The organism is Pseudomonas sp. LRF_L74 (assembly GCF_965644255.1).
Lineage (GTDB): Bacteria > Pseudomonadota > Gammaproteobacteria > Pseudomonadales > Pseudomonadaceae > Aquipseudomonas.
The window spans coordinates 112,980-127,800 of the sequence record NZ_CBFFRH010000012.1; the positions used below are offsets into that span (position 1 = coordinate 112,980).

Annotated in this window: 13 protein-coding genes; 10 read left to right on the forward strand and 3 right to left on the reverse strand. The window is 60.4% G+C overall.

Annotated features, from left to right (window positions below):
* Positions 1–77: 77 nt before the first annotated feature.
* From ispF to rpoS, 6 genes are all read left to right on the forward strand, one after another.
* Positions 78–551, forward strand: a complete 474-nt coding sequence (gene ispF / locus ACSZPK_RS24325; protein ID WP_437884178.1) for a 2-C-methyl-D-erythritol 2,4-cyclodiphosphate synthase — start codon at positions 78–80, stop codon at positions 549–551.
* 5 nt (positions 552–556) lie between these two features.
* Complete coding sequence (truD, locus tag ACSZPK_RS24330) at positions 557–1,615, forward strand: tRNA pseudouridine(13) synthase TruD (protein ID WP_437884179.1); 1,059 nt, start codon at positions 557–559, stop codon at positions 1,613–1,615.
* Entirely contained in the window at positions 1,603–2,352 is a 750-nt protein-coding gene (surE, locus tag ACSZPK_RS24335; RefSeq protein ID WP_437884180.1) for a 5'/3'-nucleotidase SurE, read from the forward strand. Before truD ends, surE begins: the two co-directional genes overlap by 13 nt.
* Before the next feature lie 35 nt (positions 2,353–2,387).
* Complete coding sequence (locus ACSZPK_RS24340; RefSeq protein WP_437884182.1) at positions 2,388–3,023, forward strand: protein-L-isoaspartate(D-aspartate) O-methyltransferase; 636 nt, start codon at positions 2,388–2,390, stop codon at positions 3,021–3,023.
* Between the two features lie 157 nt (positions 3,024–3,180).
* On the forward strand, positions 3,181–4,056 hold the full coding sequence (locus ACSZPK_RS24345; RefSeq protein WP_437884184.1) for a peptidoglycan DD-metalloendopeptidase family protein: 876 nt from the start codon (positions 3,181–3,183) through the stop codon (positions 4,054–4,056).
* A gap of 198 nt (positions 4,057–4,254) precedes the next feature.
* Complete coding sequence (rpoS, locus tag ACSZPK_RS24350) at positions 4,255–5,262, forward strand: RNA polymerase sigma factor RpoS (RefSeq protein WP_437884185.1); 1,008 nt, start codon at positions 4,255–4,257, stop codon at positions 5,260–5,262.
* Between the two features lie 498 nt (positions 5,263–5,760).
* Here rpoS and fdxA read toward each other — a convergent pair whose 3' ends face one another.
* Entirely contained in the window at positions 5,761–6,084 is a 324-nt protein-coding gene (fdxA, locus tag ACSZPK_RS24355) for a ferredoxin FdxA (RefSeq protein ID WP_437884186.1), read from the reverse strand.
* Positions 6,085–6,231: 147 nt separating this feature from the next.
* Entirely contained in the window at positions 6,232–8,799 is a 2,568-nt protein-coding gene (gene mutS / locus ACSZPK_RS24360; protein ID WP_437884194.1) for a DNA mismatch repair protein MutS, read from the reverse strand.
* Between the two features lie 194 nt (positions 8,800–8,993).
* Here mutS and ACSZPK_RS24365 point away from each other — a divergent pair, with 194 nt between their 5' ends.
* Positions 8,994–9,683, forward strand: coding sequence for a hypothetical protein (locus tag ACSZPK_RS24365; RefSeq protein WP_437884187.1), 690 nt, complete (start codon positions 8,994–8,996; stop codon positions 9,681–9,683).
* A gap of 30 nt (positions 9,684–9,713) precedes the next feature.
* Positions 9,714–9,887: a hypothetical protein gene (locus tag ACSZPK_RS24370; protein ID WP_437884188.1), complete on the forward strand. Its 174-nt coding sequence runs from the start codon at positions 9,714–9,716 to the stop codon at positions 9,885–9,887.
* A 57-nt stretch (positions 9,888–9,944) separates the two neighbouring features.
* Here the strand turns inward: ACSZPK_RS24370 and ACSZPK_RS24375 are convergent, their stop codons facing one another.
* Positions 9,945–11,150 carry an Arm DNA-binding domain-containing protein gene (locus ACSZPK_RS24375; protein WP_437884189.1) on the reverse strand — a complete coding sequence of 402 codons (1,206 nt, stop codon included), beginning with the start codon at positions 11,148–11,150 and terminating at the stop codon, positions 9,945–9,947.
* A 42-nt stretch (positions 11,151–11,192) separates the two neighbouring features.
* Here ACSZPK_RS24375 and ACSZPK_RS24380 point away from each other — a divergent pair, with 42 nt between their 5' ends.
* Both ACSZPK_RS24380 and ACSZPK_RS24385 read left to right on the forward strand, forming a co-directional pair.
* Positions 11,193–11,432, forward strand: a complete 240-nt coding sequence (locus tag ACSZPK_RS24380; RefSeq protein WP_437884190.1) for a hypothetical protein — start codon at positions 11,193–11,195, stop codon at positions 11,430–11,432.
* A gap of 60 nt (positions 11,433–11,492) precedes the next feature.
* Positions 11,493–14,821 (forward strand): hypothetical protein (locus tag ACSZPK_RS24385; RefSeq protein ID WP_437884191.1); only part of this gene is annotated, 3,329 nt, incomplete at its 3' end.

Sequence of the window (14,821 nt, forward strand, 5' to 3'; positions counted from 1 at the left end):
TCGCCGCCATCTGCGAGCAAGTCGCGTCGGCTGTCCTTTCGGGTAGAATCGCCGCCCTGTCCAAAAGGGAAACGATCATGCGTATTGGCCATGGCTACGACGTCCACCGCTTCGGCGAGGGCGATTTCATCACGCTCGGTGGGGTACGGATTGCCCATAGATTCGGCCTCGTCGCTCATTCCGATGGCGACGTGGTGTTGCATGCACTGAGCGATGCGCTGCTGGGGGCCGTCGCCCTGGGCGATATCGGCAAGCACTTCCCGGATACCGACCCGACCTTCAAAGGCGCGGACAGCCGTGTGCTGTTGCGCCACGTCGTGGGGCTGATCCAGGGCAAGGGCTGGCAGGTTGGCAACGTCGACGCGACCATCATCGCCCAGGCACCGAAAATGGCACCGTACATCCAGGCCATGCGTGAGCTGATCGCCGCCGACCTGCAGGTCGAGCTGGATCAGGTCAACGTCAAAGCCACCACCACCGAAAAACTCGGCTTTACCGGACGCGAGGAAGGTATCGCGGTACATGCCGTGGCCCTGTTGCTCAAGGCATGAGTGGCATGGACGAGTTCGAACTGCTGGGCCCACGGGCCCATGGCCCGGCTTGTGGACGTGCCGTGCTGAAGGCGAGCGCCGAGGATTTCCAGGTCGACGAGGTGCTGGACATCCCGCTGAGCGGGCAGGGCGAGCACTTTTGGCTGTGGGTCGAGAAACGCGGCCTGAATACCGAGGAAGCCGCCCGGCGCCTGGCCAAGGCAGCCAGGGTATCGCAGCGCGATATCGGCTATGCCGGGCTGAAGGATCGCCAGGCCCTGACTCGCCAGTGGTTCAGCCTGCATCTGCCAGGCAAGGCTGATCCGGACCTGACCGGTGCCGAGGATGACAGCCTGCGCATTCTCAAGACGGTACGGCATTCACGCAAATTGCAGCGCGGTGCCCACTCGGCCAACGGCTTCACCCTGCGCTTGACTGGACTGGAGGCCGACAAGGACGTGCTCGAAGCGCGCCTGCTACAGATCAAGGCGCAAGGCGTGCCCAATTACTTCGGTTTGCAGCGTTTCGGTTTCGAAGGCGGCAACGTACTGGGGGCCCTGGAGTTCGCCGAGCGCCAGGAGTTGCCGGTGCAACGCAACCTGCGCTCGCGTCTGCTTTCTTCGGGGCGTAGTTATCTGTTCAACCGCGTGCTTACCCAGCGTGTCGAGCAGGGAACCTGGAACCAGGCCCAGGTCGGCGATCTGCTGGCCTTCACCGATAGCCGCAGTTTTTTTGCCTGCGAGGCAAAGGACCTGGACGATCCCCGCCTGGCGATTCTCGACCTGCATCCCACCGGCCCGCTCTGGGGCGAGGGCGATTCGCCCGCTGTGGCGGCTGCCCAACTGATCGAGCAAACCACGGCGGCCGAGCGCCCGATGTTGGTGCAATGGTTGGGCAAGGCGGGCCTGGCGCACGAACGGAGAATTCTGCGCCTCCCCATTGATGGATTGTCGTGGCATTATCCGGCACCTGACGTTCTGCAATTGCAATTCGTTTTGCCGGCTGGATGTTTCGCCACTGTTGTCGTGCGCGAACTCGTCGATCTGTTGCCGGTGGAACAGGCGGAAAACCCATGCGAATTCTGATTTCCAACGACGACGGGGTGTTGGCACCCGGTATCGCCGCGCTGCATGGCGCGCTGTCCGATTATGCCGAGTGCATTGTCATCGCCCCGGCTGAAGACCGTAGCGGTGCGAGCAGCGCCCTGACGCTGGATCGCCCGTTGCACCCGATGCGCTTGCCCAATGGCTACATCAGTGTCAACGGTACGCCGACCGACTGCGTGCATCTGGGCATCAATGCGCTGCTCGAACAGCTGCCCGACCTGGTGGCCTCGGGGATCAACCTGGGGGCTAACCTGGGCGACGATGTCCTGTATTCCGGCACGGTGGCGGCAGCCCTGGAGGGGCGTTTCCTCAGCCGGCCGGCGTTCGCCTTTTCCCTGGTTTCACGGCAGACCGACAACCTGCCGACCGCTGCCCACTTCGCGCGCAAGCTGATCGAGGCTCATGAGCGGCTCGACCTGCCGCCGCGCACCGTGCTCAACGTGAATGTCCCCAATTTGCCGCTGGATCATATCCGAGGTGTGCAACTGACCCGTCTTGGCCACCGTGCACGCGCTGCGGCGCCGGTCAAGGAAGTCAACCCGCGTGGCAAGGAGGGCTACTGGATCGCCGTATCGGGGGATGCCGAGGATGGTGGGCCGGGAACCGATTTCCATGCGGTGATGCAAGGTTACGTGTCGGTCACGCCCTTGCAGTTCGATCGTACGTTCAATGAAGCCTTCGGCAGTGTTCAGGGCTGGCTGGAGGGTTTGTTGTAATGGGTAGTCCGGATCATTTGCGCCGAGGCATCGGCATGACCTCGCAGCGTACGCGCGAGCGCCTGATCGAGCGGCTTTACGAAGAAGGGCTGTCCAATCCGGGCGTGCTCGAAGTCATCCGGCGTACGCCACGGCATTTGTTCGTCGATGAAGCGCTGGCCCATCGCGCCTATGAAGACACCGCGTTGCCCATCGGTCACAACCAGACCATTTCCCAGCCCTATATGGTCGGACGCATGACCGAACTGCTGCTGTCCGCCGGTCCATTGGACAAGGTGCTGGAGATCGGCACCGGTTCCGGCTACCAGACTGCCGTGCTGGCGCAGTTGGTAGAGCGGGTCTTCTCGGTGGAGCGCATCCAGGGTTTGCAGGACCGTGCCAAGGAACGCCTGACCGAACTCAAGCTGCGCAACGTGGTGTTCCGCTGGGGCGATGGTTGGGAAGGCTGGCCGGCCTTGGCGCCCTATAACGGCATCATCGTCACGGCAGCAGCCAGCGAAGTGCCCCAGGCGCTGCTCGATCAACTGGCACCGGGTGGGCGTCTGGTCATACCGGTGGGCAAGGGCGACGTGCAGGAGCTGTTGTTGATCGTCCGAGAAGAAGACGGCTATTCACGACATGTGCTCGATGCCGTGCGTTTCGTGCCGTTGCTCAATGGTCCGCTGGCCTGAAAATGAAAGGAATCGGCGAGAGGATATTCTCGCTTTTCATCGGTCCAAGTCTCGAACATGCCGTCTTACCGCAGATTTGCCATGTAAGCGGCTGGCCCCGCAGGATAATTCCGGCACAATGACGGCCTTGTTGAGAGCACCGCAAAGGGAGCATGGGTTGAGAGTCACAAGCATATCGCTGCAAAACCGCGTCGTTGGCGCTGGCGGGCTCTGCGCGGTGGTTTTCACTGCCTTGCTGGCGGGTTGCTCCAGCGGACCGAGTGGAGGCGTACAGGTCGACGACCGCACCCATGGCCGACCCAATGCTCCAGTTCGCCAGCCTGTGACCAAGGGTGGTTATGTGGTGCAGCGTGGCGACACTCTTTATTCGATCGCATTCCGTTTCGGTTGGGACTGGAAGGAGCTGGCTCGGCGCAACGATATCGTGCCCCCCTACGTCATCCGGCCCGGCCAATCGATTCGCTTCGAATCCTCTGCGCGAGGCACTGTCGGTCCCACGCCGGTGGTGACACAAACTGCAACGATAAGCCCCCCCTTGGTGATCGGCCAGCCAACCCAGGCGAGCAAGCCGCCGGTGACTGGCCAGTCGTCGACCCCTGCCGCTTCGTCTAAACCTCCGGTTGCCACTGCGCCGGTATCCGTTCCTGCCGTGACCCGCTCTGAAAAAGGCTGGACCTGGCCTGCAGCAGGCCCTCTGGTAGGGCGTTTTTCCTCAAACGGTAGTTTAAATAAAGGCATTGATATCGGTGGGGAATTGGGACAGCCTGTCCTGGCTGCGTCTGATGGCACCGTGGTGTATGCCGGAAGTGGATTGAGGGGCTACGGCGAATTGGTGATCATCAAACACAGTGATACCTACGTAAGCGCCTACGGACACAACCGCAGATTGCTGGTGAAGGAAGGACAGCAGGTCAAGGCGGGGCAGACCATCGCTGAAATGGGGTCAACGGGAACTGACCGTGTGAAGCTTCACTTCGAAATTCGCCGTCAGGGAAAACCCGTCGATCCCATGCAGTATCTGCCAGGCCGATAAGTTGAACTGTTGCCCGACTATCAGGTTCCATCGTAGGAAGGACGGCTCGGGTGTTGCCAGGGAGTTTCCAGCTTTCTTTCAGGTAGACGAGCAGCGACAGGCTGGCAGGATGTTGGTCTGGGGGGCTGAATCCCTGAAGGAAGGGTGACTTGGGCGTCGCCGGGGCTTGTTGTCGAACTCAGCTGAAGGACAACAACAATGGCACTTGACAAAGAAGCGCTGGAGTTTGACGTAGACGATGAGTTGCTCCTCATGGAGCCCGGCATCGTCCTGGAAGAAGAGATCGGGGAGGATTCCGAGACCCTCGCTTCCAGCGCCAAACCCAAAAAAACTGCTAATGCAACCAAGCAGCACAAATACATCGATTACACCCGTGCACTCGATGCTACCCAGCTCTATCTGAACGAAATCGGCTTTTCTCCATTGCTAACCCCGCAGGAGGAAGTCCATTTCGCCCGTCTTGCGCAAAAGGGCGACCCGGCAGGGCGCCGACGAATGATCGAGAGCAACCTGCGGCTGGTCGTCAAGATCGCTCGCCGCTACGTGAACCGTGGCCTCTCGCTGCTCGATCTGATCGAGGAAGGTAACCTTGGGCTGATCCGTGCAGTCGAGAAATTCGATCCGGAGCGAGGATTCCGTTTCTCCACCTATGCGACCTGGTGGATCCGGCAGACCATCGAGCGGGCGATCATGAATCAGACCCGTACGATTCGCCTGCCAATCCATGTGGTCAAGGAGCTGAATGTCTACCTGCGCGCAGCGCGGGAACTGACCCAGAAGCTCGATCACGAACCTTCCGCCGAGGAAATCGCCGGCCTGCTGGAAAAACCAGTGGCCGAGGTCAAGCGAATGCTGGGTCTCAACGAGCGGGTAACCTCGGTCGATGTCTCGCTTGGCCCGGACTCGGACAAGACCCTGCTCGATACCCTGACCGATGAAAAACCAAGCGATCCCTGCGAACTGCTGCAGGATGACGATTTATCCCAGAGCATCGATCAGTGGCTGTCGGAGTTGACCGACAAGCAGCGCGAGGTCGTCGTGCGTCGCTTCGGCCTGCGTGGTCATGAAAGTTGTACTTTGGAAGAAGTCGGTCAGGAAATCGGCCTCACCCGTGAGCGGGTCAGGCAGATTCAGGTCGAAGCGCTCAAGCGCCTGCGTGAAATCCTTGAGAAAAACGGGCTCTCCGCCGACTCGCTGTTCCAATAAAGCCACCCAACAGCCACGCCATTTCTCGCAAGTGGCGTGGCTTTTTTTCGTGTGCGCCTTTTCCTATACCTCTGCTGAATGGCTGCAAGTGCCGCTCTTCGGGCTCGACGTGTAGGAATATGCTTACAGGTTCTGTAAGTCATTTCAGGAAAGACTCGAAGGATTAAGGCTGTAATTTCATCATGTCTCTTTCAATGCACTGAATTTCAATCATTTAATTTTTCGACCTGAGCTTATTACTCGTGCTCTCTGAGGTTTGGCAGAGTTGTGGAGCAATCGAAAATGAATACCATGAAGACGTGCCAAGGATGTGCACAGGCTTTCACGGAATGAAAGTCAGGACGCACCGCAGGACGCGGTTCATCAGGAAGATGAATAGGAGTTACAAGGAGTAAGGAAAAAAGAGTGGGCGGCTAATCACCGCCCCTTTTTTTGCTTGGAGAAAAGTGGCGGACAAAGAAAAGGCCCGCATCGCGGGCCTTTCCGGTAACGCGTGGCTCAGCGCTCTAGGTGCTGGACCTTGCCGGTCACGCCGTCCCATTCGGGAGCTTCTGGCAGCGCATCCTTCTTCTCGGTGATGTTCGGCCAGACTTCGGCCAGCTCGGCGTTGATTGCAACGAACTCTTCCATGCCGTCCGGGATCTCGTCTTCGGAGAAGATGGCCTGAGCCGGGCACTCGGGTTCGCAGAGGGCACAGTCGATGCACTCGTCCGGGTGGATCACTAGGAAGTTGGGGCCTTCATAGAAGCAGTCCACCGGACAAACTTCCACGCAGTCGGTGTATTTGCACTTGATGCAGTTGTCGGTGACGACGAAACTCATGCTCTGAATCTCTCCTCAAACAGCGTAACGCCCCATTCTTTGTGGGGTCGCGACGCAAAACTGATGGCCTCGGCCCAGGCTATTGGCCGGACGATCTTAAAAGCGCGCGGATTCTAACAGCTTGTTATGGCTGCTGTCAGATTCGCATCAGATTCGCATCTTCCATGCATATAACAAATCGAGTGCCTGCCTTGGCGTGACGTTGTCAGGGTCGAGTTTGCCCAGTTCTTCCAGGATCGGGTGGGGCAAGCTGGCGAACAGGTCGTTCTGCAGTGGGGCCTGCTTCTGGCCCGGCTGCTGGCGTGGTGCTTCGTGGGGTAGGCTGGTGGTTTCCAGCCTGGCCAGATGCTCACGGGCACGCTGGATGACGGGTGCCGGGACTCCAGCCAATTGGGCCACGGCAAGGCCATAGCTCTGGCTCGCCGGACCAGGCAAAACATGGTGCAGGAAGACGATGCGCTCTTTGTGCTCGGTGGCGTTCAGGTGAACGTTGGCGACGGTCGGTTCGCTTTCCGGCAGTACCGTGAGCTCGAAGTAATGGGTGGCGAACAGCGTCCAGGCGCGCAAGTGAGCGAGCTGTTCCGCTGCCGACCAGGCCAGGGAAAGGCCGTCGAATGTACTGGTGCCGCGACCTACTTCGTCCATCAGCACCAGGCTGTTGGCCGTGGCATTGTGCAGGATGTTTGCGGTTTCGCTCATCTCGACCATGAAGGTAGAGCGTCCACCCGCCAGATCGTCGCTTGAGCCGATGCGGGTGAAAATGCGGTCTACGAGTGACAGCTCGCAACTCGCTGCCGGGACGAAGCTACCGATGTGGGCCAGCAGCACGATCAGTGCAGTCTGCCGCATATAGGTGGATTTACCGCCCATGTTCGGGCCGGTGATCACCAGCATGCGGGTATTGTCCTGCAGGTCCAGATCGTTGGCCACGAATGGCGTGTCCAGCACTTGCTCGACCACCGGGTGGCGACCCTGGCTGATGTTGAGGCAGGCGTCTTCGGAGAAGCGTGGACGGTTGAAGTCTAGGGTCAGCGCCCGTTCCGCCAGATTGCTCAGTACGTCCAGTTCGGCCAGGGCCGCTGCACTGTCCTGCAGCGGTGCCAGGTGCTCGATCAGTTGTTCGAGCAATTGCTCATAAAGGAGTTTTTCTCGCGCCAGGGCACGGCTCTTGGCTGATAGCGCCTTGTCTTCGAAGGCTTTCAGTTCCGGGGTGATGAAGCGCTCGGCGCCCTTGAGCGTCTGCCGGCGAATGTAGTCCGCCGGTGCCTGCTCTGCCTGTTTGCTCGGCAATTCGATGAAGTAGCCATGCACCCTGTTGTAGCCGACCTTGAGATTGGCCAGGCCGGTGCGGGCTTTCTCGCGGGCTTCCAGATCCATCAGGAATTGCCCGGCGTTTTCGCTCAAGGCCAGCAGTTCGTCGAGTTCCGGATCGTAGCCGGTCTTCAACACGCCGCCGTCGCGGATGACCGCCGGTGGGTTGTCGATGATCGCCCGCTGTAGCAGTTCGGCCAGCTCTGGATAGGTGCTGATCACCTTCGCCAAGTGGGCCAGGTGATCGACTTCCAGTTGCGCCATGCCCAGTTGCAGTTCCGGCAAGGCGGTCAGGGCATCGCGCAGGCGGGCCAGGTCGCGCGGCCTGGCGTTGCGCAGGCCGATGCGCGCGAGGATGCGCTCGATGTCACCGATTTCCTTCAACTGCGGCTGGATCAGTTCGAAACGGTAGCGATCCAGCAGGCAGGTGATGGAGTCCTGGCGTCCTTCGAGAACCACGCGATCACGCAGCGGGCGGTTCAGCCAGCGGGTCAGCAGGCGGCTGCCCATGGCGGTCTGGCAACGGTCGACGACCGATTGCAGGGTGTTGTCGCGGCCACCGGACAGGTTGGTGTCCAGTTCCAGGTTGCGACGACTGGCACCGTCGAGGATCACTGTATCGTCGAGGCGCTCGTGACGCAGACTACGCAAGTGCGGTAAAGCGGTGCGCTGGGTCTCCTTGGCGTAACCGAGCAGGCAGCCGGCGGCACCGATGGCCAGGGTCAACTGTTCGCAGCCGAAGCCTTTGAGGTCCTGGGTGCCGAATTGCTGGCACAGACTCTTGCGGGCAGTGTCTCTGTCGAAGTCCCAAGGGGCGCGACGGCGTGTGCCGCGACGTTTCTCGGCAGGCAGCCCTTGCGGCCAGTCGTCAGGGATCAACAGCTCCGCAGGATTCAGGCGATCCAGTTCCGCGAGCAGGGTTTCCCAGCCTTTAAGTTCCTGGACGGTAAAGCGTCCGCTGGTGATATCCAGCGTCGCCAGGCCGAACAGTCTTTCGTCGCCGAGCAGGGCGGCAAGCAGGTTGTCGCGGCGCTCGTCGAGCAGCGCTTCGTCGCTGATCGTGCCGGGCGTGATGATGCGCACGACCTGGCGCTCGACCGGGCCTTTGCTGGTCGCCGGATCACCGATCTGTTCGCAGATCACCACCGATTCGCCCAGCTTCACCAGTTTGGCCAGGTAGACTTCGGCGGAGTGGTGCGGAATCCCGCACATGGGGATCGACTGGCCGGCGGATTGGCCGCGGGCGGTGAGGGTGATGTCGAGAAGTGCCGCTGCTTTCTTCGCGTCTTCGTAGAAGATTTCGTAGAAGTCGCCCATGCGGTAGAACATCAGTTGCTCCGGATGCTGGTTTTTCAGCTTCCAGTACTGCTGCATCATGGGGGTGTGCTGAGAGAAATCAGAAATTGCTTTATTCATCAGGTGCTTACGTTTCTTATCAAAAAAGCCTGGGGCAAAATTGGGGCTTAATTACCGCTATTTCCTTGGTGGAATAGCCTCGTTGTGAAGAGGTTACCATGGGTCGTTGACGGGCTGCGGCCCTGGCTAAAACGCTATTTTCTTCATTTTCATCAAATCGAGGGGAACCTAGTGGCATATTGATGGTCTTCATCGGCGCTGCTAGAATCGCGCGCCCTGTGGTATTGAGCTGGCGAGGGATAGCTTTGGAAGCAAACATTGGAATTGAGCTGCCGATCGCAGATCAGCGGGCAAAGCTGAAGCTAGAGCTTCAGGATCAGATATCTGCTGAGACGGTTAATCCGATCATCGATGTGCTTAATAAGGCATCGGCTAGCGACTTGATTGAGATCCACCTGCGCCATAACGCAGGCGGGAACGTCGATAGGATGATTGCGTTAATTGAGGCGTTGAATGGAACAGCGGCTCAAGTTGAGATCACATTTAGCCGATACGTGATGAGCGCCGCCGCAACATTATGGTTGTGGTTTTTTTTGCGCGAATCGCCTAATGTCAAGTCGCTCTATCCGAAAAAGAAAGGCGTGGTCATGTACCACAGGCCTAGGCGTCAACGTGGTGGCTACCTTTGTTTCTGTGATGAGATGGAAGATACCCATCCGCTAAAAGCACCGTTGCGCGAGAAACTTAAGATTTTTGACGATTTGTTCGAAGAAGTTTTCGAGTTGATGTGCAGAATTTACGCTGAGCAAGAGTCCCAAGAGACTCTGGCTTTTGACCTCCACGTCGAGGGAGAGCAGCTCAGATACCGGCATTCTATGGATCGAATGCGGGAAGCCTATTATGGGAACCAGGATTGCCTGATTCCTGTCTGACAGAGTATGAAAGGAAATCAAGGGGTGGGGATGATGACTATCAAATCGCTGCGCAACCTTCAGCCGGTTACCGATGAGCAGCGTCGTGAGAATGCCGAGAAGACACGCAAAAGCCTTGAATCGTATAAGCGAGCGGCTAAGGATATCCAAGAAATCTGTGCATCCAACGGCTGGGTAGAGCCTGTGATCGTTGCAGAGAAGTGATCAACACAGAAAAAGCCCCGCATTTGCGGGGTTTTTTTTGCCCTGCGATTTGGGCTATCAGATTGAGCGGTGCATCCCCTGCCAGATGCGCTGCAGCTCGTCAGGGGACTCGTCGTCCATCCATGCGGCGTACACTTTGACCAGCATCGTGAAGTCCTTGTGGCCCATCTGCTTGGCGATGAATGCAAGGTTACCACGCGCTGCGAGGCACCAGCATGCGTAGGTGTGGCGGGTCTGGTAGGGGCGCCGAGGCCGGATCTTTGCTCGTTTCTGGATGGTGTGCCATTTGGTGTTCCAGGCGCTTGGAACGAACCATGTATTCACTTTCGTTTTGCGGGCTTGAAGTACGGGCGAGAGTAGCGGGGTCACTGCCTCGACTGCCTTTTCGTGGCGATTTAGTTGCACTTCAATCGCTTGCGGTTGCAGGCCGTGCTCTGTCTCCAGCAGTTGGCGGCATGCCTCAACGGCTGGTGGCAGCAATAGCACCGTGCGTTTCTTGTTGTTCTTCGGCAGCTTGAACTTACCCGAGCTGGTGATGCTCCGGCTCACGTGGATAACCCCTTTCGCCAGATCTATGTCATCCCTTGCGAGTCCGCAGATCTCGCCCGGTCGGAGCCCGGTATAGACGGCCAGGTTGATAGCGGCGTTGTCTGCTGGGTGTAGGCAGGCGTCGATCAGTTGTTTGAACTCGGCTTTTGTCAGCGGGTCCGGATCACGCTCGGTTGCTTCGAACCTGGTGCAGGCTTCGGCTAGTCCCGGCCGGCAGTAGCTGTTTTTCTCACACCAGGTGAAGAATCCGGCGAGGGTGGCCAGGTAGTGGTTTACCGTTGAGGTGGCCCGGTCCTCGATCAGATCCGCGCGCAGACGCTGTACGTCTTCGGGCATAAGGGCGCCGCCCAGGCGTTCTTCTCCCAGCATTTCTATGCAGATATCGAGCGCCCATCCGTAACGGCGCTCGGTTTCCTCGGTGATATCGACCGCTTTCAGTGGCTTGTAGCGCGCGACGAGCGCTTTCAAGCGCACGTCGCGGACTGCATAGCTCCCGCCTGCGTGGCGGGAGTTGGGGAAGTGTCGGCCGTAGTCGAATGTTCCTATCTTTATATCGTGAAGCACTGCCGCCCGGAGCTGGGCGGCGTGCTTGATGTTGGCCTTGGTCACTGGCAGACCAAGCGTTTCGCGGCAGCGTTGTTTGCGCCACATGAACACAATGCGGATGCTGTTGCCGTGGATCGCGCCGGATGGCGATGCCCTGTACCAGATCACCCTGCGCCTCATAACCGTCGCACCGCCCGCCGAGGTAACCCCATGAAACTGACCGCCTACTACGTCGGCGCCAATGTCGTTGCCGCTGCCGACCCTGCCGGCGCTATCGCCGTGATGGAGCGCTGCGAGCCGCCAGGCCGTTGGACGCTCGATGACGTGCGAGCGCTCGACGAAGAAGAGCTTTATCAGCCCGTTGATGCGGGCGGCTACAGCACGATCTACGACCAACTGAGTACCCCTGCCAGCGCACACTTGATTCGCTGGGACTTCCCCGGCATCTGATCTGCACCCCTGCAAACCCAAGCCCGCCAAGTGCGGGCTTTTTAACGCCCGGAGATTGGCATGACGATCAACGTCACCGATGTGAAGATTTTGAAAAGCCAGCGCCTCACTGACGAAGACGATGGCGGCGGTCGTGCGACCAGCGAGTCCGTGGTCGACGGCGAAGTGAACAACCTGTTTTCCGATATCAGCCGCATGGACCGCACGGTGGGCGACGTGTCGCTGCGTAAAGTCTATGCCGGCCCCGTCACCGATACCGACGACAGCTACCTCGGCGCTCACAGTATCGTCGCAGGAGCCCCGGCCGACCCGCGTGTGTCTGTCTTGCTGTTCAACACCGAAAGCCAGACTGACGAGCGTAGCGATGCACGCGACGCAATCGAAAGCTACGTCGCGGCCGCGTCGTCGGCGCCGTTCGAATTGCTCGGCACTCAGCTTGCCGGCCAGCGCGCTATCGCGTGCGTGCAGCGCGAAGAGCAGCGCGTGCCCGAAATCGGCGAAGTGTTCCAGCTCACATCGGTCAACGGCTCGCAGTACGTGCGCCTGACTGACGTGCAGACAAGCCTTGAGCAGTTCACCTACGAGATCACCAGCGGCAACTTCCAGACTTTCACCCGTCGTCGGCTCGACTTGTCGATCAGCGCCGCGCTGCTGTACCTGATGCCAGGCGGCCAGGTCACGCCTGCCGGCACCGCTGCAACTGCGCTCAACGGCCAGGCGAAAACCCAGGTGCTGACCACGCAAGTGGCCGATGCTGCTCGCTACTACGGCATCAGCCCGCTCGCCGAGGCGATCAGCGAAGGCGCGCTGACTGTGCGTGTCGAATCCGTCTATGCCCAGCTCGTGCCCAGCACAACGAAAGAGTCGGCGCTGGTCGACCTGCTCGCCGGTTATCAGCGCGTGATATACCTGCCGGCCGGCCCAACTCGCTCAGGCCTGAGCCTGACCGTCGCCGCCAGCGCGGTCACTGGTACGTCGCGCACCTACTTGGGCACCGGCTGCGCACCTGGCACGCTGTCGCTCACTGTGAACAGCGGCGTATTCGCAGACGACAGCACGGGCGGCCTGCGCTTCGTCAGCGGCAGCAACTGGATCAGCGCCGGCACCATCGACTATCAGACCGGCGAAATCACGCTGACCCGCACTGGCACGACGTGGACCGGCACCGCGACCGCCAGCTATCAGCCCGGGGCCGCTGCAACTGGCGAAACCCTGACTGGGGAAATCGGCGTCACTCTCGGCACGCGCGGCTACGTCTACACCCTGAGCCTGCCCGACGCGATCCCGCGTGCCGGCACGCTCTCCATTTCGTATATGGCTCTCGGTCGCTGGTACGAGCTGCGCGACTACGGCGACGGCCTGCTGACCGGCGAGGGCGCCGGCACGATCAATTTCTCGACTGGCTCCGTTTCGATCACGCTCAACGCGCTGCCCGATGTCGACACCTCTCTCGTGTACAACTACATCAGCTCGGCCGATGGCGCGATCACGCAACGCACCGGCAGCAGCGTCACGCCGAAACTTGAGGTCCGCTACACGCTGCCGGATGCCGGCATAGTGCCGAGCAGCTATACGGCTACGTTCCTCGCCGGCACTGTGACGAAGACCCTGACAGACGACGGCAAGGGCAATCTGTCCGGCACCGGCGGCACGGGCACGATCTACTACGCCACCGGCGAAGTGACCATGGTGCTGAGCACAACCCCGAGCGGCGGCATCACTCACGCTTACAAGAACGGCGCTGTCAGCGGCACCGCGCTCGCGTTGTCGAGCGACAGCAGCGGCATTGCCACGTTCACGATTCCGGGCGCGCCGCTCAAGGCCGGCTCTGTACGCGTCGACTGGATGACCACCCGCCGCGATGCCGCCCCGGCGCTGAACTGGGACGTAATAAACGCGGGCAACGCGCTGCCGGTTTACGACGAATACGTCGACGTGTCGAACAGCGCAAACGACAACGGCGCGGGCGGCTGGGCGTCCGGCCGTGCGGGCTCGATCAACTACACGACCGGCGAATGCACGCTGCAAGTTGCAGCGCTGTACACATACACCGAGTACGTCTACAGCACCGAGCGCAGCTTGAGCGGTGGCCGCACTGTGACCGTGCCGGCACTGGTCACGACCGACACGCAGATCCGCGAGACCTTCGGCGGCACGGCGACGGCAACAGCGCAAGCTGCCGGCGTGACAGAAGAAGACAAGAACGTCGCCCAGGCACAGCCGCCGCTTACCGTCGAGCTGCTGCCGAGCATCGCCGAGCCGATCTTGCCGGGGAGCCTGCTGTTCAGCTGGAACGGCAGCACGTATGTCGACCGTTCGGGCGTCCTGTACAGCAACATCGCAACGGGAACGAACGGCGGCACGGCGGTCGGCACGGTGAACTACGTTGATCGCACTGCCACGCTGACGAGCTACAGCGGCAACGTGACCGGCGCCGTGACCATTCTCGCGTGCCTGACTACCGCTGTAGGCTTCAGCGTGACCAGTGCGACGTTCCGTACTTCCGGCGCGCCGTTGCGTTCGGCCAGCACGCAGATCACGGCGGTGCGGGCGGATACGGCCGAGGTCGTCTCGGCCGTTGCCGATGCCAACGGCAATTTTGACAGCGGCATCATCCAGGGCACGGTTGATATCACCACTGGCATCGTGCGGCTGCGCTTCACGACTGATGCTGACGACGAGACCACTGCGAGCGACATTCCGGTGATTCCGCTGCTCACGCGGTACAACGCCGTCGTGCAGACGCAACTGCCTCTCGCTGCCGACCTGCTGGGCCTGGACCCAGTGCGCCTGCCGGCCGATGGCCGCGTGCCGATCTACCGCGACGGTGATGTGGTGGTGATCCATAACACCGTCGAGACCAACGTCGAAAGCCCGGACGCCGGCGGCACGATCCAGTTGCCGAGGCAGCAGCAGGCCGCTATCGAGGTAGTTGACGTGAACGGCACGGCGCTGAGCGCTGACAGCTACAGCGTTGACCGTGAGCTGGGCACTGTGACCTGGGCAAATCCTCTGGTGCTGCAAGACGATGAGGCCAACCCGCTGACGCTGCCGCTGGTGATTCGTGATCGTGTCGAGCACATGGCTATGTGCACGGAAGTGCAGATCACCGGCTCGCTTGCGATCAGCTCGCCCGTGCCGTGGGATTTAACCGCTGGCGACACGTTCGTATCGAGTGCCGTGGTATGGGGCGATATGCAGGCCCGCGTGCATACTTGGTTCACACAACAGACCTGGAGCACCGGCGCGCCGAACTGGACCGATGAACCTTCGGGCAACACGACGACGGCTCAGTACAACAGCCTGAGCTATCCGCCCGTGATCACCAACGCCGGCGCTATCGACGGCAAGTGGGCAATCATCTTCACGTCCGCGACAGCGTTCCAGGT

Excerpts from the sequence above, each read along its gene's own strand:
- truD (WP_437884179.1), top strand. The coding sequence starts at position 557 with ATGGACGAGTTCGAACTGCTGGGCCCACGGGCCCATGGCCCGGCTTGT.
- ACSZPK_RS24380 (WP_437884190.1), top strand. The coding sequence starts at position 11,193 with ATGAAACTGACCGCCTACTACGTCGGCGCCAATGTCGTTGCCGCTGCC.
- surE (WP_437884180.1), top strand. The coding sequence starts at position 1,603 with ATGCGAATTCTGATTTCCAACGACGACGGGGTGTTGGCACCCGGTATC.
- ACSZPK_RS24370 (WP_437884188.1), top strand. The coding sequence starts at position 9,714 with ATGATGACTATCAAATCGCTGCGCAACCTTCAGCCGGTTACCGATGAG.
- rpoS (WP_437884185.1), top strand. The coding sequence starts at position 4,255 with ATGGCACTTGACAAAGAAGCGCTGGAGTTTGACGTAGACGATGAGTTG.
- fdxA (WP_437884186.1), bottom strand. The coding sequence starts at position 6,084 with ATGAGTTTCGTCGTCACCGACAACTGCATCAAGTGCAAATACACCGAC.
- ispF (WP_437884178.1), top strand. The coding sequence starts at position 78 with ATGCGTATTGGCCATGGCTACGACGTCCACCGCTTCGGCGAGGGCGAT.
- ACSZPK_RS24340 (WP_437884182.1), top strand. The coding sequence starts at position 2,388 with ATGACCTCGCAGCGTACGCGCGAGCGCCTGATCGAGCGGCTTTACGAA.
- ACSZPK_RS24365 (WP_437884187.1), top strand. The coding sequence starts at position 8,994 with ATGGTCTTCATCGGCGCTGCTAGAATCGCGCGCCCTGTGGTATTGAGC.